Genomic DNA, 20,000 nt, shown 5'->3' on the forward strand with positions numbered 1-20,000 from the left:
TGGAAGGAAAATAACTATGAATCGTGGGGGAGTGGAAAAGAACATGGGTCTGGTACGCGCTCCCGAGGAACGGTTCGAGGACTTGCCCGGCTACGATTACGAGACAAACTACGTCGACGTCGGTGAGGAAACCTCACCGGGCAACCAGAACGCGAACCGTTCTGGTGACGTGGGTGGCCCGGAGATGGCCTACGTCGACGTCGAGGGCGACGGCGACGAGACGATCCTCTGTCTCCACGGGGAACCCACCTGGTCGTACCTCTACCGGAAGATGATCCCCGAGCTCTCGTCGGTCGGGCGCGTCGTCGTCCCCGACCTGATCGGGTTCGGTCGCTCGGACAAGTGGACCGACCAGGATGCGTACACCTACGGGGCGATGTACGACACCGTCGAGCGGTTCGTCGAGGAACTCGACCTGCGGGACGTGACCCTCGTCTGCCAGGACTGGGGCGGCCTGCTCGGGTTGCCGGTGGCGGCGAACAACCCGGACCGGTTCGCGCGGCTGGTGCCGATGAACACCGGACTGATGGACGGAACGCAGTCGATGCCGGAGGTGTGGCACGATTTCAAGGACATGGCAGCGAACGACCCGAACTTCGACATCGGCCAGCTGGTGGATGGCGGCTGTCTCTCCGACGTCTCCGACGAGGTGGTCGAGGCCTATCGTGCACCGTTCCCGGACGAGGACCACATGGCCGGCGCGCGGATCCTCCCGAGCCGGGTCCCCACCGAGCCGGATATGGACGGCGGCCAGATCATGGCCGAGGCCAAGGAGACGTTCAGCGACTGGGAGAAACCCGTGTTCGTGCTCTTCTCGGACTCGGACCCGATCACGCACGGATCGCGTGATTACCTCCGAGACCTGTTCCCGACGGCGGACGAGCAACCGGACATCTGGATCGAGGGCGGGGCGCACTTCCTGCAGGAAGACAGGGGCGAGGCGATCGCGGAGGAGATCGTCGCGTTCGTCGAGCGGACCTGATTAGCGGACGACGATGGCGCCGCGCCCGTTGTTGGGGCGGTCGGTCCGGCAGTAGTAGCGGTAGACGCCGGGTTCGTCCAGCGTGACGATGTAGGTGTGGCTGGCGTCCCGGACCGACACGCTGTCCTCGAAGTTGCCGTCCTCCCAGGACACGTCGTGTGCGCCGCCGCGACCGGTCCAGTCGAACACGACCTGCGTCCCGCGATCGACGAGGATCGCCACGGGGTCGAACGAGTGGTTCGTGCCGTTGGGGCTCGGCGCGCCGACGGTGACGTCGACCGACCCCTGCCCCCGCATGTCGTCCAGTCGGCCGCTGTACTCCTCGTAGCCGTCGAGCCAGTCGTCGACCGACGTGTAGCCGCTCAGCGTCTGCTGTTCCTCTACGATGACCGCCCCGCGCATTCCCAGCGCGCCGCCGTGGTTCGTACACCGGTAGAGGTAGACGCCCGGTTCCTCGAAGGTCACCTGGTAGGTCTTGCCCGAGGACGCGACCGGCGAGCCGCTGTCGAATAGCTGGTCGCGCTCGCGCACGTTGTGGGCGCTGCTGCCGTCGACCCACTGCCACTGGACGGCCGTCCCTTCGGTGACCCGGATCGCCGCCGGGGCGAACGCGAAGTTCCCGCCGCTGGTGTCGTCGGCGCCGACGTCCACCGTGATGTCCGGCGTCCCCGTCGCATCCTGGATCGTGCCGTCGTAGTTCTTGGTGTTCGAGAGCCAGTCGTCGACGGCTTCCTGCGGGTTCTGCACTTCCTCCGGCGCGTCGGGCTCCTCGACCGTCTGTTGCGGTTCGGTCGTCTCGTTCGTCCCCTCGTCCGTCGCCGTCTCGGTCTGCTGGGGTTCGTCGTCCTCGTCCGGATCGCCGTCCCCGTTCCCCGCTCCGTCGTCGGAACAGCCCGCGACGCCGACCGCCGTCGCCGCGACCGCCGTCCGGAGAAACGCTCGCCGCTTCGATCGCCGTGTCATGCTGAATACCTGTACGCCCGCTCGTATAAATCGATTGACCTTCTGTTCGGGCTCGACACTGGCCGCTCCCTGACGTCTCGAGGCGATTTTTTCAGCGCGAACACGGGCCCTGGCGGGCGATCGAGCGGCCGCGGCTCAGACGGACTGGGTCAACCGGGCCGCGCTGTCCAGGACTGCCCGGAGGTGTTCGGACTCGACGGTCAACCGGATTCGCTCCTCGGCGTCGTCGACGGCGATCAATCCCGCGGCCGAGAGCTTCTGGAGGTGGACGTGTCTGAACGAGACGCGGACCCGTTCGTTCGACCGGTCCGATCCGTTCGTCCGCTCGCCTGCGCGCTCCCGGGCGACGGTCCGCTCTACGGCCGTCGGCAGCGAGAGCTGCCCGTCTGCCTCCCACAGGACGGAGAGCAGGCGAACCCGACGAGGCGAATCGAGCGCCGAGAACACGTCGGTGACCTCCCGCTCCACCGAGTGGCCCTTGTTCACAGCGGCGATGGCATCGACAGCGTGGGTGTTCTTCGGATCTGACACGGTTCAGCGTACGGGGCGAAACTGATTGAGGGCCCTGCCTGACTGGTCTTGTACACAGGTAGTTACCAGTCACTTCAGCGGCAGACGCTCGCACGAATTTACCAAGGTACTTGAGCCGAGCGCCATTCTACTACCGTATACGTGGTTTCTCTCCCATCTGACGCACAGCGAAGCACTCGCGCGAACGAACGCACCGACTCCATCGAGGTGGACCAGTGAACCCGAATCGCGTCGACTCGATCGTCGACCTCACGTACGGTCTGTTGATCGCCATCTCGGTGGGCCTGATCGTGGTCGCCGGGAACAACGTCGGGCTGGCGTTCGGGTTCGGCGTCCTGATCTCCTACATCATCCACGTCGGCTGGAAGATGGCTCGGTTCGACCCCGACTGGATGACCACGGCCGTCAAGGAGACCGTCGAGGAAACCGTCGACGAGACGGTCGAGAAGACGGTCGGTGAAACCGTCGAGAAGACCGTGGACGAAACCGTCGAGGCGAAGGTCGGCGAAACGGTCGAGAAGACGGTCGGTGAAACCGTCGAGAAGACCGTCGACGAGACCGTCGAGGCGAAGGTCGGCGAAACGGTCGAGAAGACGGTCGGGGAGACGGTCGAGAAGACCGTCGACGAGAAGGTCAGCGAGACGGTCGAAGAGACGATGGAGGAGGCCGTCGGCGAGTCCGTGGAGGAGAAAGTCGGTGAGACGGTCGAGGAGACGGTCGAAGAGACCGTCGGCGAAACCGTCGAGGAAACGGTCGAGGAGACCGTCGAAGAGACGGTCGGTGAAACGGTCGAGGAGAAGGTGGGCGAGACGGTCGAGGAAAAGGTGGGCGAAACGGTCGAGGAATCGGTGGAGGAGGCGGTCGACGAGACGGTCGAAGAGAAAGTCGGCGAAACCGTCGAGGAGACGGTCGAAGAGACGGTGGAGGAGACCGTCGAAGAGACGCTGGAGGAACAGCTCGAGGACCAGGACGTGGAACCGGACGGAGAAGCGAACGGCGACGACGATGCGGACGCGGAGGAGGCCGAACGCACCGGGGACGATTCGAAGGGGGACGAGTGATGGCCGAGGTACTCCTCGTCGTCGGCGTCGTGGTAGCGATGTTCGTGGCGTACAACATCGGCGGCTCGACGACCGGGCCGGCGTTCGGGCCGGCCGTGGGCGCGAAAGCCATCTCGAAACCGGTCGCCGCGGGGCTGATGGGTCTCTTTTTCTTCGTCGGCGCCTGGACCATCGGCCGCAACGTCGTGACGAAACTCGGCACCGAACTGGTCGTCGATCCCGGGGTGTTCACCCTCGAATCGTCCATCGCGGTGCTCTTTTTCATCGGCATCGCGCTGCTGGTGGGCAACATCTTCGGCGTCCCGGCGTCGACGTCGATGACAGCCGTGGGCGCGATCGCCGGGCTCGGACTCGCGGGCAACGTGCTCGATCTGGCCGTCATGGGCGAGATCGTCATCTGGTGGGTCGTCTCGCCGATCGTCGGCTTCTGGGTGTCGCTGATCATCGGCCGGTACTTCTACGCGCGATTCAACCGGATGGTGGCGATGGAACGCAGCACGGGCCCGCTACTGGACGTCGACCGCTCGGGCCCGATCCCGATCCCGCGCGTCCACGAGACGACCAACCGCCGGGAACTCGTCGGGACGATCACCGTCGTCGCGATCGGCTGTCTGATGGCGTTCAGCTCCGGGACCTCGAATATCGCGAACGCCGTCGCGCCGCTTGTCGGCAGCGGCGAACTGGCGATGGACCCGGCGATCATCCTCGGCGGGATCGCCGTCACGATCGGGGCGTTCACGATCGCGCGCCGGACCCTGGACACGATGGGCAGCGACATCACGGAACTGCCGCTGACGGCGGCGATCGTCGTCGCATCGGTCAGTTCCGCGCTCGTCGTCTTCCTCTCGATGCTCGGGATCCCCGCGAGCTTCGTCATCATCGCGACCATGTCGATCGTCGGGCTCGGCTGGGGGCGTGCGACACGTCCCGTGACCGTCCCAGAGGCGGTTCGCAAAGAGAAGGCCCCGCCCGTCACGATCGACGCGCTGGCCGCGGACGAACCCGGCGAGGAACTGCCCCCGATCGGCGAGGAGGACCCGGACAAGATCCCGCAGGCCTCGGACCTGTTCAACCCCGCGACGACCGCGCGAGTCGTCCTGATGCAGAACGTCGTGCCGGCCATCGCGACGCTGGGCGCCTATCTCACTTTCCGGTTCGTCCCGATCTTCGGGATCTGAGCTGCATTCGGATCGGGGAGAAATCGAGCGGTGAAACCGGACGGGTCGACTCGTTCTACCGGAACCGACCGAACAGCCGGTAGTCCTCGTCGGGCGTGTACTCGCGGAACGCGAGGCTGTTGGCCAGTACGGAGACGCTCGAGAACGCCATCGCCCCGGCAGCGAGGACGGGCTGGAGCAGGCCCAGTGAGGCCAGCGGGATCATCGCCGTGTTGTACCCCAGCGCCCAGAACAGGTTCTGTTTGATCTTCGACAGCGTGCCCTCGGAGACGCGGATGGCCTTGAGCACGTCCGCCGGATCGGAGCGCATCAGGGTCACGTCGGCGGCCTCGATGGCCACGTCAGTGCCGCTCCCGATGGCGCAACCGACGAACGCCGCGGCCAGGGCCGGCGCGTCGTTGACGCCGTCGCCGACCATCATCGCCCGGTCGCCGTCGGCCTGGATCGCATCGATTGCGTCGGCCTTGTCCTCGGGCAGGACGCCCGCGCGGACGTTGGCCGGGTCGATGCCGACCGTCTCGGCCACGGCCTCGGCGGTCCGCTGGTTGTCGCCGGTGATCATGTGGACGGTCAGCCCGCGCTCTCGCAGGGCCGAGACGGCTGCCTTCGCCGATTCCTTGACGGTGTCGGCCGTCGCGACGACGCCGACGAGCTCGCCGTCGACGGCAACCAGCATCGCCGTCTTGCCCTCCGTCTCGAGCCGTTCCATGGCGTCGGTCGCCGCCGAGGGGTCGACGCCCTCGTTCTCCAGCAGGCGGCGGTTCCCCACGAGCACCTCGCCGTACTCCGTCCCCGCCCGGACGCCCTGTCCGGGGACGTTCTCGAACTCCTCGGGGTCGGCGGGGTCGAGGTCGCGCTCGCGGGCGCCGTCGACGATGGCTTCGGCCAGCGGGTGTTCGCTCGCGCGCTCGGCGCTCGCTGCGGCGGAGAGGACGAACGACTCGTCGACCTCGGGCCGGAGTTCGCCACCATCCGCCGCCGTGCCGCCGTCGGGTGCCGCCGATCCGACGACTTCGACGTCGGTCAACTGCATCTCGCCTTCGGTGAGCGTCCCGGTCTTGTCGAAGACGACGGTCTCGACGTCGCGGACGCGCTCCAGCACGTCGCCGCCCTTGAAGAGGACGCCGTTGCGCGCGCCGATGGAGGTCCCGACCATCGTCGCCGCGGGCGTGGCCAGCCCCAGTGCGCAGGGGCAGGCGATCAGGACGGCGCTGGCGAAGACGATCACCGCGAACTCGAAGACCGAGATCGCACCGCCGGCCGCCACGGGCCCGCCGGCGACCAGCCCCCACAGCGGGAGGGCATCGACGATCCCTGCCAGCACCTCGGGGAACGCGTACCAGACGCCCGCCCAGAACAGCGCGTTCAGGATGACCGCGGGGACGAAGTACGCGCTGATGCGGTCGGCGACGTTCTGGATGTCGGGCTGGCGGCTCTGGGCGTCTTTCACCATCGAGACGATCTGCTGGATCGCCGTCTCCGAGCCGACCTTCGTGGCCTCGACCACGAGCACGCCGTTCTGGTTGACCGTCGACCCGACCACGTCGTCGCCCTCGCTTTTCTCGACGGGCACGGATTCGCCGGTCACCATCGACTCGTCGACCGCGCTGGAGCCGTCGACGACCGCCCCGTCAGTCGGGATCTTCTCGCCCGGTCGGACCTTCATCCGGTCGCCGACCTCGATCTCCTCGACGGGCACCTCGCGCTCGTTGCCCGCCTCGTCGACCAGCGTCGCGGTGTCGGCCTGGAGTTCGAGCAACTGGCGGATGGCCTCGCCGGCCTGCCCCTTCGAGCGGGCCTCCAGGTAGTTACCCAGGGTGATGAAGGTCAGGATCAGCGCCGCGGTGTCGAAGTACAGCCCTTCGGAGGCGACCAGACTGAGCAGGACCGTGAGCGAGTAGACGTACGCCGTCGACGACCCGAGCGCGATCAGCACGTCCATGTTGGCCGACCGGTTCTTCACCAGCGCCGTGTAGCTGTTCTCGTAGAACTCTCGCCCGAGGACGACCTGCACCGGCGTCGCGAGCAGGAAGGCGATCCAGCCCGTGCCGATCCCCAGCACCGACTCCGGCATCGATTCGGGGGCCAGCAACTCGACGGCCATCATCGCGATCAGCGGCAGCGACAGCGCCGCGCCGAACAGGACGAGCCGCTTCTGCCGGTCGATTTCGGCCTCCCGGGCGAGGTCCTGCCGGTCCCGGTCGGACTGGCCTGCACTGTCTCCACCCTCCTCGCCGCCCTCGTCGGGCCGGACCGGCGTGTAGCCCGCCTCCTCGATGGCGTCGTACAGCGTCGCGCGATCGGTGTCGGCGGGGTTGTACGTCACGCTCGCCTCGTCGGTCGCGTAGTTGACGTCGGCCTCGATCACTCCCGGACGGCTCTCCAGCGCCGTCTCGTTGGTCTCCGCGCAGTTCGCACACGACATGTCCGTGATCGGGATGGTGATCGACTCGCGGACCACCCCGTAGCCGGCGTCTTCGACGGCCCCGTAGATCTCGGCGAGCGAGGTCGTCTCGGGATCGTAGGTCACCGACCCCTCGTCGGTGGCGAAGTTCGCGTCGATCTCCCGGACGCCGTCGAGGGCCGCCAGCGAGTCCTCGATCGTCCCCGCGCAGTTGGCGCAGCTCATCCCCGTCAGCTCCAGCCGCGTGCGACGCTCGGTCATAGTAGAGTAGTATAGGGCCCACACGTTCAAGCGGTTTGCCCTTGTTTCACCGAACTCCGCAGGCCGCAGAACTTCGGATTCGAAAGCAGAACTCGACAGATACTCAGATTCGATACCGGTGCCGCCCGCCGTCCGCGTTCAGTCGGTCGCGCCCTCCCGCAGTTGCTCGTAGTGCTCGACGAACCGCGACTCGCAGGAGCCACAGCAGAAGTGATAGCGGGTGCCGTCGAGGACTTCGCTCTCGCCTTCGCTGTCGACCGTGTTGCCACACTCGGCGCACTCGGGGGCGAACTCTGCGTCGGTCAGTGACGGCGTGCGGGCCGTGCTCTCGAGCAGATCTACATCGTACCCGTCGACGGCTCCAGCCGCGACGGTGTCGGCGAGCAGGCCGCTCACGTCACCGTCAGGGACCGTGGCGGTGGCGACGACGCGTTCGTCCGCGGTCGCGTAGACGTTCTCGACTGGGTCCGCGTCCGCCAGCGCGTCGGCCACGTCGCTCCCGCGGCCGGGCGTGGCCCGTACGTCGACGAGGACCGGCACGCCCTCGCGGAGGACCGAGCGGTCCACGTCGACGGTGAACCGCCGGACGACGCCGATCTCTTCGAGTCGCTCGATCCGATCGGAGACCGCCGGCGGCGAGAGGTCGACCGCGTCGGCGATGTCGCTGTACGGCCGTCGGCCGTCGTCGAGCAGGAGATCGAGGATCTCCCGGTCGGTGTCGTCGAGTCCGCGCATACCCCTCCTCCGGACGGGCGGTGGAAGTCGGTTTCGCTGGCCCGAGTCAGCGCCCGAGCGTGTAGAACTCCTCGTTGGGTCGCATGTCGGCCAGGTGGGCCATCCGGTTCGAGAGGTTGTAGAAGGAGACGACGTTCCCGATGTCCCAGATCGCCTCCTGACTGAACCCGTGGTCGCGGAGTCGCTCCAGGTCCTCGTCTTCGATTTTCGCGGGCTCGTCGGTGAGTTTGACGGCGAAGTCGAGCATCGCGCGGTGGGCGTCGTTGACGTCCGCGGTGCGGTGGTTCGACGCCAGCTGTTCGGCCAGCATCGGTGCGTCGGCGTAGATCCGACAGAGCGCGCCGTGGGCGACGATGCAGTACAGACAGTCGTTGACGCCGGAGACGGTGACGATCAGCATCTCGATCTCCTCGCGCTCCAGGGCCGTCTCCTCGAGCAGGGCGTCGTGGTAGTCGACGAACGCCTTCGCCTGCTGGGGCCGGTACCCGAGCGCCAGGAAGACGTTCGGCGTGAAGCCGGCGCGCTCGGTCTCTTCCTCGATACGCTCGCGGAGGTCCTCGGGCAGGTCCTCGACGGCCGGGACCTCGAATCGCGTCATCGCCTCGATGTCTTCTGCCATCCCTCCGTCACTGGCGGGCCACCGGCTTCAGTCTTCGGCGCGGCCGATGCGGCGTCGATCCGGGATCGGGCGGGGCCTCGACACTTCCGTCGTCGGGCGAACGTTCATATCCGGTGGCGCACAATCCCGGCCCGTGTACAAGGCAGGCCACGTCGGCGTCTCCCTGCTGGTCTTCCTTCCCGTGGGGGTCGGGCTCGTCCTCGCCGGGCGACCGGAACTGGCCCTCCTCGGCGAAGCCGTGATGCTCGCGCTCGCCTCGCTGCCCGACGTGGACCACGAGTTGCCGCTGATCTCCCACCGAGGGGTGATCCACACCGTCTGGTTCGCCCTCCTCGTCGGCGTCGCGCTGGGCGCAGTCGGCTGGGTGCTCGGCGGGCGGCCGGCGACGCCGACCGACGCGGAACTCGCCGTCGCCGGCTTCGGGTTCGGGACGCTCGGTATCGTCGCGCACCTGCTCGGCGACGTGCTCACGCCGATGGGGATCACGCCGTTCTGGCCGCTCTCGCGGCGGACCATCTCCCTCCGCGTCGTCCGGGCGCGGAATCCGCTGGCGAACTACGGGCTGCTGGCCGCCGGCGTCTTCGCCACCGTGGGGGCGATCATGCTCGTGGCTGGCTGATCGAACGGGACGGGTCTGAATCCCCCAGCGCCGCTCAGACCAGGTCCTGCGCTTCGAGTTCGTCCACGATGTCGTCGACGAACCCCTCGGCGCTGTCGTACGGGAAGTCACCACCCGAGAGCTTCGTGTTCAGTTCCATGGCCGTCATCGAGAAGTTCCCGGACTCGAACGTCGTCGACGGACCGTCGGGCAGGGCGGGAACGAGGTCCATCGGACTCGAGATCGGATATTCGGCCCCCCCGAACGCGTCGATCATCTGCTGACGCAGTTCGTCTGTATCTGCCATGAGTCACTCGAACGGTTTTCGAAGCAAGTGTAAAAACATTCGTGTGTACGGAACAACACGTCTCGAATGGCTCTCCGCTCGTGGACCCGGCACGCGATTCGTGCGGGCGCGAGAGTAACACGCCACAACCTTTGATCCCGGCGCTATCGTAGGACGTCACTCGCGCCACGACCGCCTCGGACGACCCCCGACAGATACCGGTCAACCCATGGTCGAATCTATCACCGTCGAACGACTCGCGGATCGAATCGACGCGGACGAACAGTTCACGCTCGTCGACACGAGACCGACCGACAGCTACGACGCCTGGCACGTCCGTGGCGCCGAGAACGTCCCGTACGATCCCAGCGAGGGGCTCGACCAGCAGCAACTGGACGACGTGTCGAAACTGGCCGACGGGCGATCGATCGTCGCCATCTGCGGGAAGGGGCTGACGTCGACGCCCTTCGGACTCGAACTCGCCGAGAACGGCTTCGAGGACGTCTCGGTCGTCTCCGGGGGCATGGAAGCCTGGAGCAAAGTCTACGAGGTCGTCCCGATCCCGACGGACGACGAGGATCTCGTCGTGCGACAGGTTCAGCGTCGGGCGAAGGGATGTCTCGGGTACGTCGTCGGGTCGCGGTCGTCTGGCACGGCCGTCGTGGTCGATGCCACCCGGCAGACCGACCAGTTCAAAGTCGCCGCACAGGACGCCGGGCTGGTGATCGACGGCGTCCTCGACACGCACGTCCACGCCGATCACATCTCGGGTGGGAGCAAACTCGCCGACGCGGTCGGTGTCGAGTACTACCTCGGCGACCACGCCGAAGACCGTGGCGTCGAGTACGAGTTCACGCCACTGTCGGACGGCGAGGTGATCGAGGTCGGGGACGTGACCGTCGAGGCGCTCCACGCGCCGGGGCACACCTCCGAGATGCTCAACTACCGCGTCGGTGACGAACTGCTTGTGACCGGTGACACGCTGTTCGTCGACTCGGTCGGGCGAACCGAACTCCAGTTCGGCGAGGCGGACGCAGCACACGGTGCGGAACTCCTGTACGAGACCCTGCACGAGACGATCCTGGAACTGCCGGCGGACCTGACGGTCCTTCCGGGGCACGTCGCCGTGACCAGCGACGGGCGGTACGAGAACGGGTCGCCGGGACAGTCGATATCGGCTCGCCTGGGCGATCTCGGCGAGGAACTGGCGTTGCTCCAGCTCGACCGCGAGGCGTTCGTCGACCGGTTGAGAGACGACGCCCCGGAGAAACCCCCGAACTACGAGGACGTCATCGCGATCAACACCGGGACGGAGGACGTCGGAACGGAGCAGGAGGCCACCGAACTCGAACTCGGGCCGAACAACTGCGCCGCCTGACCCCACGCTACAGTTCGGGGGCCGCCGTGAACAGGAGGACGATAGCGTTCACGGTCAACAGCAGGAGGACGAGCCACTGGAAGATGTCCTCGGGGATGTGGTCGAAGATGTAGACCCCGATCCAGGCGCCGAGAAACACCATCGGAATCGCGACGAGGGCCTCCACGAGGAGCGGGGTCGTCACCGCTCCCGTGTACGAGAGCGCTCCCAGACGGTACAGCATGAGCGTTCCGAAGAAGGCGGTGAAGACGGCCTTCATCTCCTCGCCGCTCCAGAACCCGCTCGCCGACATGAAGGCGCCGTAGACGATCATGGGCGGTCCCGGGACCGCCACGGCTCCGCCGAAGATACCGGCGAACAGTCCCGCGGACGCGCCGACGACCTTCCCCGGCCGGTAGTCTCTGGCTTCGATCCAGTCGGTGACCGCGTCGAGCTGCTGGGTCGAACCCACCACGATGACGGCCAGGACCAGCACGAGGCCGATGGTGAGGCGCAGTTGCGTCTCGTCGAACCGGCTGAACACGTAGATCCCCAGCGGCATCCCGACGACGAGTCCGCTGACGGGGACGAGCCAGCGCCGCCAGTCGAAGGCCTCGCGGACGCTCCACCACACGCGGCCGTTGCTCACGACGGCGGTGACGGTGAAGACGATGGAGGCGCTCGAGGGACTCCGGAACAGGGGCAAAATCCCCATCGACACCTGTGCGAACCCGAACCCGGCGATTCCGTGGACGAGGGACGCGACCAGAATGACGACAGCAGTGAGCGCGGTGGTTCCCCAGCCGCCGATCATCGTGACCCTCTCCGGGGCGGTCCGTGCATGGGCGCTGTGCTTTCACGACGACCGTGATGTCGGTTGTTGCGACTTCCTTGAACACCGACCGTGAGTGAGAAACCCATACATATTTGACCGTCGGCGGAGAGTACCCGGTACACATGTGTGTCAATTCTAAACAGGGAGTGAGTTTCTCGGGAACCACGGCGGCCGACGGGGTGTGATCCGGATGGAGATCACGGTCGACGGCGAGACCGACGAGGACACAGCGCGGGTGATCGCCACGGCGGTGGCCGAACACCTGGGTCGTCCCGTCGAGGTCGTGGCGCCGGACGGCGATTCGGTCGCCACCGACGAGTCCGAGTGGAACGGTGGCGGCGACATCGTCACCGAGCGCGAACAGCGCCTGCGCGACCAGATCGAGGCGATCCTCTCCGGCGGGCCCGAGCGAGGCCACGAGAAACTCGACGACCTCGGCAAGGCCTTCGTTCGCGACAGGCTCGACCTGCTGTTCGACGAGATCACGTACGAGGACGGCACATTCGCCCGGTTCACCGACGACGACGAACTGCCCGCGGACGGGCTCCTGACCGGCGTGGGGACCATCGACGGCCGCGAGGTGTTCTTCACCGCCAACGATTATTCCGTGAAGGCCGGGTCGCTCGGCCAGATGGGCGTCGAGAAGGAGATCCGCCTCTCGGAGCGCGCCGCCGAGGCCGGCGCACCCATCGTCCGCCTGATCGACTCGACCGGGGCGCGGCTGAACGCCGAGGAACGGGAGAAAGGCGACACGCACATGGACCGCTACCGCGGGGGGAAGATGTTCTACAATCAGTGTCTCCACTCGGGGCAGATCCCACAGATCGGCGTCCTCTACGGCCCGGACATCGCCGGCTCGGCCTACACCCCCGTCTTCTGTGACTTCCTGATCATGGTCGAGGACATCTCCGGGATGGCCATCGCCTCCCCGCGGATCGTCGAGGCGATGACCGGCGAGGCCGTCGACATGGCGGAACTGGGCGGCCCGGACGTCCACGCCACCCAGTCCGGGAGCGCAGACCTCGTCGTCCCGGACGAGGAGAGCGCCGTCGCCGCGGTCAAAGCCCTGCTCTCCTACCTCCCGCAACGCTACGACGCGCCCAATCCGACCCGCGAGCCGAAGCCCCCCGTCAAGAACCCGAAGGGGCTGGACGCGGTGATCCCCGAGGAACCCAACGCGGCCTACGACGTCCACGAGGTGATCGACCGGATCGTCGACCGCGACTCCTGGTTCGAGACCAAACCCCGCTTCGCCCCCGAGATCGTGACCGGCTTCGCCCGGATGGGCGGCCGGCCAGTGGGGATCGTCGCCAACCAGCCCAACCACGTCAGCGGCGCGATCTTCCCCGACTCGGCGGAGAAGGCCGCGGAGTTCGTCTGGATCTGCGACGCCTACGAGATCCCGCTGGTCTACCTCTGTGACACCCCCGGCTTCATGGTCGGCTCGAAGGTCGAGCGCGAGGGGATCCTCCAGCGCGGCCGGAAGTTCATCTACGCCACGTCGAACGCGCAGGTGCCAAAATTCTGCGTGATCACGCGCAAGGCCTACGGCGCGGGGATCTACGCGATGTGCGGGCCATCGTTCGGGCCCGACGCGACGCTCGCGCTCCCGAGCGCCGAGATCTCGGTGATGGGTCCCGACGCGGCCGTCCACGCGCTCTTCGGCGGCCAACTGGAGGACATGGAGGGCGAGACGCGCGAGGCGTTCATCGACAGCGCCAAAGCGCAGTTCGACGAGTTCGTCGACCTCCGGGCCCAGGCCGCGAAGATGCAGGTCGACGAACTCCTCCCGGCGGGCGACCTCCGCGAGCAACTCCTGGCCCGGCTCTCCGCCTTCCGGAACAAGCGGCGCGACGACCCCGATCGTCACCACGGCACGGTACTGTTCTGAACTGGCCGCGTCCACCAGTCACGCCGCCCTCCGAACCGACGACGGCCCTCGATCCGGTTACGCGTCGGTCGACGCGTCGGGGCTCTCGCTCAACTCGGACCACGCCAGGACGAGCGCGAAGGCGACCACGCCCATCCCGAGGGAGACGCCCATCGGCAGGTCGACGCCGACGAACGCCAGCACGACCGGGAGTTCGACGAACAGCGGCACGAAGAACGCGCCGACGATCAGCAGGGCCGCGGGTGAGAGGCGGCTCATGCGATCACCTCCAGCAAGGGCGCGATGACTGCCGGCGACGCTTCGTGGCCTGCTGGGTAGAGACCGGCGCCCTGGACGATGCTGTACAGCGGCAGCGAGTACGCCAGGATCACCAGCACGACGGCGATCAGCGCCCAGAGTTTGAGGTTGTCGAGGATCGTCGGCGACTGTTCGGGGCCGGACAGGGCCGGCGGCAGCGCCGCGTCGAGGCCGCGTGCGGGCTTGTTGTTCATCGCGGTGAGGCCGACGTTCACGAGGAACAACAGCGCCGAGACGAACAGCAGGACGCCGCCGAAGGCCATCTGCAGGCGGAGATTGCCGACCGACCCGGCGACGGTCTCGAAGGCGATCTGCGAGTACTGGGGTTCGGCGGTCCGGCGGGGGATGCCCGCGAGTCCGCCCCGGTGCATCGCAGCGGACATGAACACCATGCCGATGAACCAGAGGACGACCTGGAACAGCCCGATCGGGCGGCTGTACAGTTCCCGACCCGTGATCCGGGGGACGAGCCAGTAGGAGCCCGCCATGAACGTCAGCGCGACGGCCGTCCCGACGGTGAGGTGGAAGTGGCCGGGCACCCAGATGGTGTTGTGGACGAGGTAGTTGATGTTCATCCCGGCGTTGACCATCCCGCTGAATCCGCCGGCGGCGAACATCAGGCCCGCGAGTGCCATCCCGGTGAACGCCGGATCGCGCCACGGCAGGGCCTTGAGCCAGCCGAAGTAGCCCGTGCCGCCGCGCTGGCGTGCGCCGTGTTCGATGCTCGCGACGACCGTGAAGGCCGTCAGCAGGCTCGGCAACAGCAGGAACATCGTGTTCGTCATCGCGATGAACTTGAACCCTTCCGCGATGCCGGGATCGACGTACTGGTGGTGGATCCCGACCGGCGTCGAGAGCAACAGGAAGAGCACGAAGACGACGCGTGCGAGCGGGTCGCTGAACAGCCGCCCGCCGGAGATCTTCGGGAGGACCGTGTACCACAGCAAGTACGCCGGCATCAGCCAGAAGTAGACGACGGGGTGGCCGAAGAACCAGAACAGCGTCCGCGTGAGTAGCGGGTTCGGTGCGGGCATGAGCCCGAGCGACCACGGGATCAGGAAGACGACGACTTCGACGGCGACGCCCATTGTGGCGATGAACCACATGAGCATCGTCGTCAGGACCATGAAGGACTGCAGGGGGATCCGCTCGCCGGGGTTCTCGCTACGCCAGGCCAGGAACTGGCGGAACCAGTCGATGCCGGCGAGCCACGTCCCGACGATAAAGAGCGCGAGCCCGATGTAGAACAGGGGGTGTGCCTGCAGTGGTGCGTAGAAGGTAAACAGGACGTCCGCGCTGATGTCGGAGGCCGGGATCAGTCCGCCGAGGATCGAGACGCCCGCCATCGTGGTCCCGAGAGACATCGCGGCGACCCAGAACCAGGTGAACGGCTTGCTCACCGGTGGTCGATCCAGACTCCGCGTGTTCGCCCACGCGAACACGCCGGCGAGGAAGAAGATGGTGAACACGATGGCCAACAAGACGCCGTGGAGGGTCAACAGGGTGTAGTAGTCCGTCGAGTCGAAGAGTCTGAGGACGTTCGTCCGGTGGAGCGCCTGGAACAGTCCCATCAACGCTCCCACACCGAACGCCACGAAGGCCGTCAAAAACAGGGATCTGACGACCCGCGAGACGTGGGGGTACTGGATCAGAAAGGAGTTGTCCGGGAGCATCTCCCCGGACGAATCGGCGGTCTCGCCGACGGTCCCACCGGGCGTGCTCACGCGGACTCACCTCCCGTCGCGGTCGCGGTCGCGTTGGTCGTCCCGTTTCCACCGGTCTGTGTTTGCGTGTCGTCCTGCATCGTGAAGTTCGACGGTTCTTTGACGAGCAACTCGGACGCCATGCCGTGGTGGCCGGAGCCACAGTACTCGTGACAGACGATGCCGTACTCACCCGGGTCGTCGAATTCGACGGTGAGCTTCGACACTTCGCCGGGGATGACCATCGTGTTGGCGTTCGTGCCCACGACCTGGAACCCGTGGACCACGTCCCGCGACGTCACGTAGAAGGTGACCGTGCTATTGGCGGGCAACTCGACCGTTCCGGGCCGGAACGCGAACTGCATGGCGACGATGTGGACCTCGTACTCGCCGGGGCCGACCTTCGTGACCCCGGGGTCGTCGAACCCGGTCGTGTTCCCGAGCTCGCTCGGGTTCACCTGCCCGCCCTCGTCGTTGACCATGACGACGCCGGCGCCCACCGCGCCGTAGACGATGGTCGAGATGAACCCGACGATCAGGAGCAGGGACGCCCCCAGCCACAGTTTCTCGTAGTCGTGGACGTGCATCCGCGATCACCCCACCACCGTCGGCCCGTTGGCGAGGAACTCGACGAAGTACATGTACGTCCACATGAAGACGAGGATGAGGAAGTACACGAAGAGCAGCGAGAGCGTCCCCTTCGGATCGAACTCCCCCTGGGAGAGCGGTCGCTGCACTTCGGCGTCGCGAACGAGCGTTCCGTCGGCGTACGCGTCTTCGCCGACGCCCGTCTCGTCGTCCGTCGCTGATTCTACCGTCGGCATGAACGAACATTCGCACATGTTCGTTTTATACAACACCGGGCATTCCCAGCGGGTGAAAATCGAGCCGGGCTGATTTATCACGACACCCCGAACGCCCGGTATGAAACAGGTAATCGACGCGCTCTCGCCCCGGCGGCTGGTGGCCATCGGACTGCTCGCCCTCGTGCCGGTCCTGACCTTCGGCTTCACGCGCACGTACTACGTGGCCGCGGCAGTCACGGTGACGAACGTCGCCCTGATCACGACGAGTCTCTACCTGCTTTTCTCCCCCATCGCCCCGGACGACGACGGGGCAGGGGCCGCACACGGGTGATGGACCGGGCTGATCGACGATGACGGCGGCGCTCCTCCAGTTGACCGGCGTCGAGGCGGTCGGGTCGAACGTCGACCTGCTGGTGTTCGCCGTCATCGGCCTCCTGGGGGGCGCGCACTGTCTCGGGATGTGCGGGCCGCTGGTGACGCTGTACGCCGACCGCGTGGACGCACGGACTGGGACCGACCGGACCCATCGCCTCACCCCAGTCGCCGTCCGGCAACACCTGCTGTTCAACCTCGGGCGCACCGTCAGCTACGCCGTCGTCGGCGCGCTCGCGGCCGCAGCCGGCGGACTGGTGTTCGCTTCGGTCGACGGGCTCCCGTCGATCGCGAATTCCGTCCGGATCGCCGCCGGGCTGACCGTCGGCGCGGTCATCGTCGCGACGGGGATCAGATACCTGCTCGGCGGCACCGGCCACCTCGACCGGTTCACGCCCGCCGTCGTCGCACGGGGGTTCCAGCGGATCAGCGGGTGGCTCACCGCGCGGGTCGATCGGCTGGTCGGCGGGCCGAAAATCGTCGGCCTCGGCGCCGTTCACGGGATCCTCCCCTGTCCGATCCTCTATCCCGCGTACGTGTACGCGTTCGCGCTGGGTGATCCCCTCCGGGCCGCGCTCAGCCTCGGCGTCCTCGGGCTGGGGACCGTCCCGACCCTCTTCGCCTACGGGACGGTGCTCGGCACGCTCGGTGACGGCCACCGGCGGACGCTCCACCGGCTGCTGGGCGGAGCCTTTGTCCTGCTCGGGTACATCCCCCTCTCGCACGGCCTCGTGTTGCTCGGGGTCCGGGTCCCGATGTTGCCGGTGCCGTTCTACCAGCCCCTCGCATGACCGACTGTACCCTCTGTGACCGACCGACGCCGGATCCCCCGATCACCGACGGCGACGGCGGCGCGTACTGCTGTCGGGGCTGTCTCTCGGTCGCCAGCGCGCTCGAGGACGTGGAGACGACAGAGGACGAACTCGACGAGCGACGCGCGACCGACGACGTCTCGGTCCCCGACGACGCCGAGACCGACTACCTCGCCGTCGACGGGATGCACTGTGGCACCTGCGAGGCGTTCGTCGAGTCACGCGCCGTCGAGCAGCCGGGCGTCCACGACGCCGCCGCCAGCTACGCCACGGACACGATGCGGCTGGTGTACGATCCCGACGAGACCCGGCCGGACGATCTCGCCGACGCCGTCTCCGGTTACGGGTACACCGCACGCGACCGCGAGGTCGAAGCCGAGAGCGCGGTCGACGAGTCCGCCTGGGCGCTGGCGATCGGCGGCTTCTTCGGCATGATGGTGATGGGCTGGTACGCCCTGTTTCTCTACCCGACTTACTTCGGATACGACGCGCCCTTTATCGACCTGACCAGTCTCGTCGGTCTCTACCTGTTCGGGAACGTCTGGCTCATGACGTCGATCGTCCTCTTCTACACGGGGTGGCCGATCCTGCGGGGCGCGTACGTCAGTCTCCGGGCCGGCCACCCGAACATGGACTTGCTGGTCGCGCTCGCGGCCACGGCCGCCTACAGTTACAGCACCGTCGCGATGCTGGTCGGCCGGACCCACCTCTACTTCGACGTCTCCGTGGCCATCGTCCTCGTGGTCTCGCTCGGCAACTACTACGAGGGTCGGGTCAAGGACCGCGCGGTCGGGCTGCTCTCCGAGCTGACAGAATCCAGAGTGACCGAGGCGCGCCGGCTGACCGCCGAGGGAGTCGAAACCGTCCCCGTCGAGGAACTGTCGGCCGGAGATCGCCTGCTGGTAAAGGCTGGCGAGCGGGTTCCCACCGACGGTGAGGTCGTCGAGGGATCGGCCGCCGTCGACGAGTCCCTGCTCAGCGGCGAACCGATGCCGGTGGACAAGCGGACGGGTGACGAGGTGATCGGGGGGAGCGTCGTCACCGACGCGCCGCTGACCGTCGCGGTCGCGGCCGACGCCGAGAGTACCCTCGACCGCATCGTCGAGTTGCTCTGGTCGATCCAGAGCGCCCGGCCGGGGATGCAGCGACTCGCCGACCGACTGGCGACGGTGTTCGTCCCGACGGTGATCGCGCTCGGAACGCTGGCAGCCGCGGCGGTTCTCCTGACCGGCGGGAGCGGCGTCTCGGCCCTGCTGATCGGGCTCACAGTTCTGATCGTCTCCTGCCCGTGTGCGCTGGGGCTGGCGACGCCGCTCGCGGTCGCCGCCGGGGTCCGCGAGGCCGCCGACGCGGGCATCGTCGTCGTCTCGGAGGCCGTCTTCGAGGCCGTCCCCGCGGTCGACGTGGTCGTCTTCGACAAGACCGGGACGCTCACGACCGGGTCGATGTCCGTCGTCGAGACGGTCGGTGACGATCCCGCGGCGGTCCGTCGCCGCGCCGCGGCCGCGGAGTCCCGGGCGAACCATCCCGTCGCCGACGCGATCACCGAGGCGGTCGCGGATCCCCCGGACGCGACCGACTTCGAGCGCCACGCGACCGGCGTCAGCGCCAGCGTCGACGGCGATCGCGTCGTGGTCGGCCGGGCGGATCTCCTGCGAGAGCGAGAGCTCGCGATCCCGGACGATCTCGACGGCCGGGCCCAGGAGGCAGTCGAAGACGGCACGCGCCCGGTGTTCGTCGGCTGGGACGGACAGGCGCGGGGCCTGCTCCTGCTGGGCGAGCGCGAGCGTCCGGAGGCCGCCGAGGTCGTCGCGGCCCTCTCGGCGGACCACGAGGTCGTCGTGCTGACCGGCGACGATGGCGGCGCGGTCGAGCGCATCGAGGACCGCATCGACGCCGACGAGGTGTTCGCCGGCGTCCCGCCGGAGGCCAAAGCCGAGACCGTCGAGCGACTGCGCGGGCGCGGCACCGTCGCGATGGTCGGCGACGGGAGCAACGACGGCCCGGCGCTGGCGGCGGCGGACCTCGGTATCGCGCTCGGGAGCGGCACGGACCTCGCCGCCGACGCCGCCGACGCCGTCCTGCTGGACGACGACCTCCGGAACGTGACCGCGCTGTTCGAGATCGCGAACGGGACGCACGGGCGGATCCGCCAGAACCTCGGCTGGGCGTTCCTCTACAACGCAGTCGCGATCCCCATCGCCGTCGCCGGCCTGCTGAACCCCCTACTGGCCGCCGTCGCCATGACCGCGTCCAGCCTGCTGGTCGTCACGAACTCGGCGCGCTCGCTCCGCTCGTGACTATTATGG

Annotated in this window: 20 protein-coding genes; 9 read left to right on the forward strand and 11 right to left on the reverse strand. The window is 67.5% G+C overall.

Features of this window, described 5'->3' with window-relative positions; genetic code table 11:
• The first annotated feature begins 43 nt into the window (after positions 1-43).
• Positions 44-982 (forward strand): haloalkane dehalogenase, encoded by a 939-nt coding sequence (locus tag U5918_RS17520; protein WP_336003123.1) that lies wholly within the window; start codon positions 44-46, stop codon positions 980-982.
• Here U5918_RS17520 and U5918_RS17525 read toward each other — a convergent pair whose 3' ends face one another.
• Positions 983-1,945: a halocyanin domain-containing protein gene (locus U5918_RS17525; RefSeq protein WP_336003124.1), complete on the reverse strand. Its 963-nt coding sequence runs from the start codon at positions 1,943-1,945 to the stop codon at positions 983-985.
• Between the two features lie 135 nt (positions 1,946-2,080).
• Positions 2,081-2,476, reverse strand: coding sequence for a DUF7344 domain-containing protein (locus U5918_RS17530; protein WP_336003125.1), 396 nt, complete (start codon positions 2,474-2,476; stop codon positions 2,081-2,083).
• A gap of 215 nt (positions 2,477-2,691) precedes the next feature.
• Between U5918_RS17530 and U5918_RS17535 the strand changes: the two genes are divergently transcribed.
• Together U5918_RS17535 and U5918_RS17540 are read left to right on the forward strand one after the other, a co-directional pair.
• Complete coding sequence (locus U5918_RS17535; protein WP_336003126.1) at positions 2,692-3,537, forward strand: DUF485 domain-containing protein; 846 nt, start codon at positions 2,692-2,694, stop codon at positions 3,535-3,537.
• Positions 3,537-4,715 (forward strand): inorganic phosphate transporter, encoded by a 1,179-nt coding sequence (locus U5918_RS17540; protein ID WP_336003127.1) that lies wholly within the window; start codon positions 3,537-3,539, stop codon positions 4,713-4,715. The genes U5918_RS17535 and U5918_RS17540 overlap by 1 nt, the downstream gene beginning before the upstream one ends.
• Before the next feature lie 55 nt (positions 4,716-4,770).
• Here U5918_RS17540 and U5918_RS17545 read toward each other — a convergent pair whose 3' ends face one another.
• The 3 genes from U5918_RS17545 to U5918_RS17555 all read right to left on the reverse strand — a co-directional run bounded on the left by U5918_RS17545 (position 4,771) and on the right by U5918_RS17555 (position 8,734).
• Positions 4,771-7,380 (reverse strand): heavy metal translocating P-type ATPase, encoded by a 2,610-nt coding sequence (locus tag U5918_RS17545; RefSeq protein WP_336003129.1) that lies wholly within the window; start codon positions 7,378-7,380, stop codon positions 4,771-4,773.
• Positions 7,381-7,518: 138 nt separating this feature from the next.
• Positions 7,519-8,115: a winged helix-turn-helix transcriptional regulator gene (locus U5918_RS17550; RefSeq protein ID WP_336003130.1), complete on the reverse strand. Its 597-nt coding sequence runs from the start codon at positions 8,113-8,115 to the stop codon at positions 7,519-7,521.
• A gap of 46 nt (positions 8,116-8,161) precedes the next feature.
• The gene (locus tag U5918_RS17555) at positions 8,162-8,734 is read right to left on the reverse strand and encodes a peroxidase-related enzyme (protein WP_336003131.1); all 573 of its coding nucleotides are present in this window, start codon (positions 8,732-8,734) and stop codon (positions 8,162-8,164) included.
• Positions 8,735-8,867: 133 nt separating this feature from the next.
• Here U5918_RS17555 and U5918_RS17560 point away from each other — a divergent pair, with 133 nt between their 5' ends.
• Positions 8,868-9,353, forward strand: coding sequence for a metal-dependent hydrolase (locus U5918_RS17560; protein ID WP_336003132.1), 486 nt, complete (start codon positions 8,868-8,870; stop codon positions 9,351-9,353).
• 34 nt (positions 9,354-9,387) lie between these two features.
• On the opposite strand, the gene U5918_RS17565 is transcribed toward U5918_RS17560, so the two are convergent.
• On the reverse strand, positions 9,388-9,639 hold the full coding sequence (locus U5918_RS17565; RefSeq protein WP_336003133.1) for an MTH865 family protein: 252 nt from the start codon (positions 9,637-9,639) through the stop codon (positions 9,388-9,390).
• A 208-nt stretch (positions 9,640-9,847) separates the two neighbouring features.
• On the opposite strand from U5918_RS17565, the gene U5918_RS17570 reads away from it, so the two are divergent.
• Positions 9,848-10,996: an MBL fold metallo-hydrolase gene (locus tag U5918_RS17570; RefSeq protein ID WP_336003134.1), complete on the forward strand. Its 1,149-nt coding sequence runs from the start codon at positions 9,848-9,850 to the stop codon at positions 10,994-10,996.
• Positions 10,997-11,003: 7 nt separating this feature from the next.
• Here the strand turns inward: U5918_RS17570 and U5918_RS17575 are convergent, their stop codons facing one another.
• Positions 11,004-11,789 (reverse strand): sulfite exporter TauE/SafE family protein, encoded by a 786-nt coding sequence (locus U5918_RS17575; protein WP_336003136.1) that lies wholly within the window; start codon positions 11,787-11,789, stop codon positions 11,004-11,006.
• A 211-nt stretch (positions 11,790-12,000) separates the two neighbouring features.
• On the opposite strand from U5918_RS17575, the gene U5918_RS17580 reads away from it, so the two are divergent.
• On the forward strand, positions 12,001-13,701 hold the full coding sequence (locus U5918_RS17580) for an acyl-CoA carboxylase subunit beta (protein WP_336003137.1): 1,701 nt from the start codon (positions 12,001-12,003) through the stop codon (positions 13,699-13,701).
• A 57-nt stretch (positions 13,702-13,758) separates the two neighbouring features.
• Here the strand turns inward: U5918_RS17580 and U5918_RS17585 are convergent, their stop codons facing one another.
• From U5918_RS17585 to U5918_RS17600, 4 genes are read right to left on the reverse strand one after another with little or no spacing between them, the layout of a single operon-like run.
• Positions 13,759-13,959, reverse strand: coding sequence for a hypothetical protein (locus tag U5918_RS17585; protein WP_336003139.1), 201 nt, complete (start codon positions 13,957-13,959; stop codon positions 13,759-13,761).
• A complete protein-coding gene (locus U5918_RS17590) occupies positions 13,956-15,671 on the reverse strand; it encodes a b(o/a)3-type cytochrome-c oxidase subunit 1 (protein WP_336003347.1) in 1,716 nt (571 codons plus the stop codon). The genes U5918_RS17585 and U5918_RS17590 overlap by 4 nt, the downstream gene beginning before the upstream one ends.
• A gap of 47 nt (positions 15,672-15,718) precedes the next feature.
• Positions 15,719-16,288: a cytochrome c oxidase subunit II gene (locus U5918_RS17595; RefSeq protein WP_336003141.1), complete on the reverse strand. Its 570-nt coding sequence runs from the start codon at positions 16,286-16,288 to the stop codon at positions 15,719-15,721.
• A 6-nt stretch (positions 16,289-16,294) separates the two neighbouring features.
• Positions 16,295-16,525 carry a hypothetical protein gene (locus tag U5918_RS17600; RefSeq protein ID WP_336003142.1) on the reverse strand — a complete coding sequence of 77 codons (231 nt, stop codon included), beginning with the start codon at positions 16,523-16,525 and terminating at the stop codon, positions 16,295-16,297.
• Between the two features lie 100 nt (positions 16,526-16,625).
• On the opposite strand from U5918_RS17600, the gene U5918_RS17605 reads away from it, so the two are divergent.
• From U5918_RS17605 to U5918_RS17615, 3 genes are read left to right on the forward strand one after another with little or no spacing between them, the layout of a single operon-like run.
• On the forward strand, positions 16,626-16,838 hold the full coding sequence (locus U5918_RS17605) for a DUF8131 family protein (RefSeq protein ID WP_336003144.1): 213 nt from the start codon (positions 16,626-16,628) through the stop codon (positions 16,836-16,838).
• Positions 16,839-16,857: 19 nt separating this feature from the next.
• Positions 16,858-17,670 (forward strand): sulfite exporter TauE/SafE family protein, encoded by an 813-nt coding sequence (locus U5918_RS17610; RefSeq protein WP_336003145.1) that lies wholly within the window; start codon positions 16,858-16,860, stop codon positions 17,668-17,670.
• Positions 17,667-19,991 carry a heavy metal translocating P-type ATPase gene (locus tag U5918_RS17615; protein WP_336003146.1) on the forward strand — a complete coding sequence of 775 codons (2,325 nt, stop codon included), beginning with the start codon at positions 17,667-17,669 and terminating at the stop codon, positions 19,989-19,991. The genes U5918_RS17610 and U5918_RS17615 overlap by 4 nt, the downstream gene beginning before the upstream one ends.
• The last annotated feature ends 9 nt before the right edge of the window (positions 19,992-20,000 follow it).

Source organism: Halorientalis sp. LT38, from assembly GCF_037031225.1.
In the GTDB taxonomy this organism is placed as follows: domain Archaea; phylum Halobacteriota; class Halobacteria; order Halobacteriales; family Haloarculaceae; genus Halorientalis; species Halorientalis halophila.

What these genes read in the sequence shown, in the direction of transcription:
- U5918_RS17550 (WP_336003130.1), bottom strand. Translation starts at nt 8,115, where the DNA reads ATGCGCGGACTCGACGACACCGACCGGGAGATCCTCGATCTCCTGCTC.
- U5918_RS17555 (WP_336003131.1), bottom strand. Translation starts at nt 8,734, where the DNA reads ATGGCAGAAGACATCGAGGCGATGACGCGATTCGAGGTCCCGGCCGTC.
- U5918_RS17545 (WP_336003129.1), bottom strand. Translation starts at nt 7,380, where the DNA reads ATGACCGAGCGTCGCACGCGGCTGGAGCTGACGGGGATGAGCTGCGCC.
- U5918_RS17590 (WP_336003347.1), bottom strand. Translation starts at nt 15,671, where the DNA reads ATGCTCCCGGACAACTCCTTTCTGATCCAGTACCCCCACGTCTCGCGG.
- U5918_RS17540 (WP_336003127.1), top strand. Translation starts at nt 3,537, where the DNA reads ATGGCCGAGGTACTCCTCGTCGTCGGCGTCGTGGTAGCGATGTTCGTG.
- U5918_RS17570 (WP_336003134.1), top strand. Translation starts at nt 9,848, where the DNA reads ATGGTCGAATCTATCACCGTCGAACGACTCGCGGATCGAATCGACGCG.
- U5918_RS17575 (WP_336003136.1), bottom strand. Translation starts at nt 11,789, where the DNA reads ATGATCGGCGGCTGGGGAACCACCGCGCTCACTGCTGTCGTCATTCTG.
- U5918_RS17615 (WP_336003146.1), top strand. Translation starts at nt 17,667, where the DNA reads ATGACCGACTGTACCCTCTGTGACCGACCGACGCCGGATCCCCCGATC.
- U5918_RS17580 (WP_336003137.1), top strand. Translation starts at nt 12,001, where the DNA reads ATGGAGATCACGGTCGACGGCGAGACCGACGAGGACACAGCGCGGGTG.
- U5918_RS17565 (WP_336003133.1), bottom strand. Translation starts at nt 9,639, where the DNA reads ATGGCAGATACAGACGAACTGCGTCAGCAGATGATCGACGCGTTCGGG.
- U5918_RS17585 (WP_336003139.1), bottom strand. Translation starts at nt 13,959, where the DNA reads ATGAGCCGCCTCTCACCCGCGGCCCTGCTGATCGTCGGCGCGTTCTTC.
- U5918_RS17525 (WP_336003124.1), bottom strand. Translation starts at nt 1,945, where the DNA reads ATGACACGGCGATCGAAGCGGCGAGCGTTTCTCCGGACGGCGGTCGCG.
- U5918_RS17595 (WP_336003141.1), bottom strand. Translation starts at nt 16,288, where the DNA reads ATGCACGTCCACGACTACGAGAAACTGTGGCTGGGGGCGTCCCTGCTC.
- U5918_RS17520 (WP_336003123.1), top strand. Translation starts at nt 44, where the DNA reads ATGGGTCTGGTACGCGCTCCCGAGGAACGGTTCGAGGACTTGCCCGGC.
- U5918_RS17600 (WP_336003142.1), bottom strand. Translation starts at nt 16,525, where the DNA reads ATGCCGACGGTAGAATCAGCGACGGACGACGAGACGGGCGTCGGCGAA.
- U5918_RS17610 (WP_336003145.1), top strand. Translation starts at nt 16,858, where the DNA reads ATGACGGCGGCGCTCCTCCAGTTGACCGGCGTCGAGGCGGTCGGGTCG.
- U5918_RS17605 (WP_336003144.1), top strand. Translation starts at nt 16,626, where the DNA reads ATGAAACAGGTAATCGACGCGCTCTCGCCCCGGCGGCTGGTGGCCATC.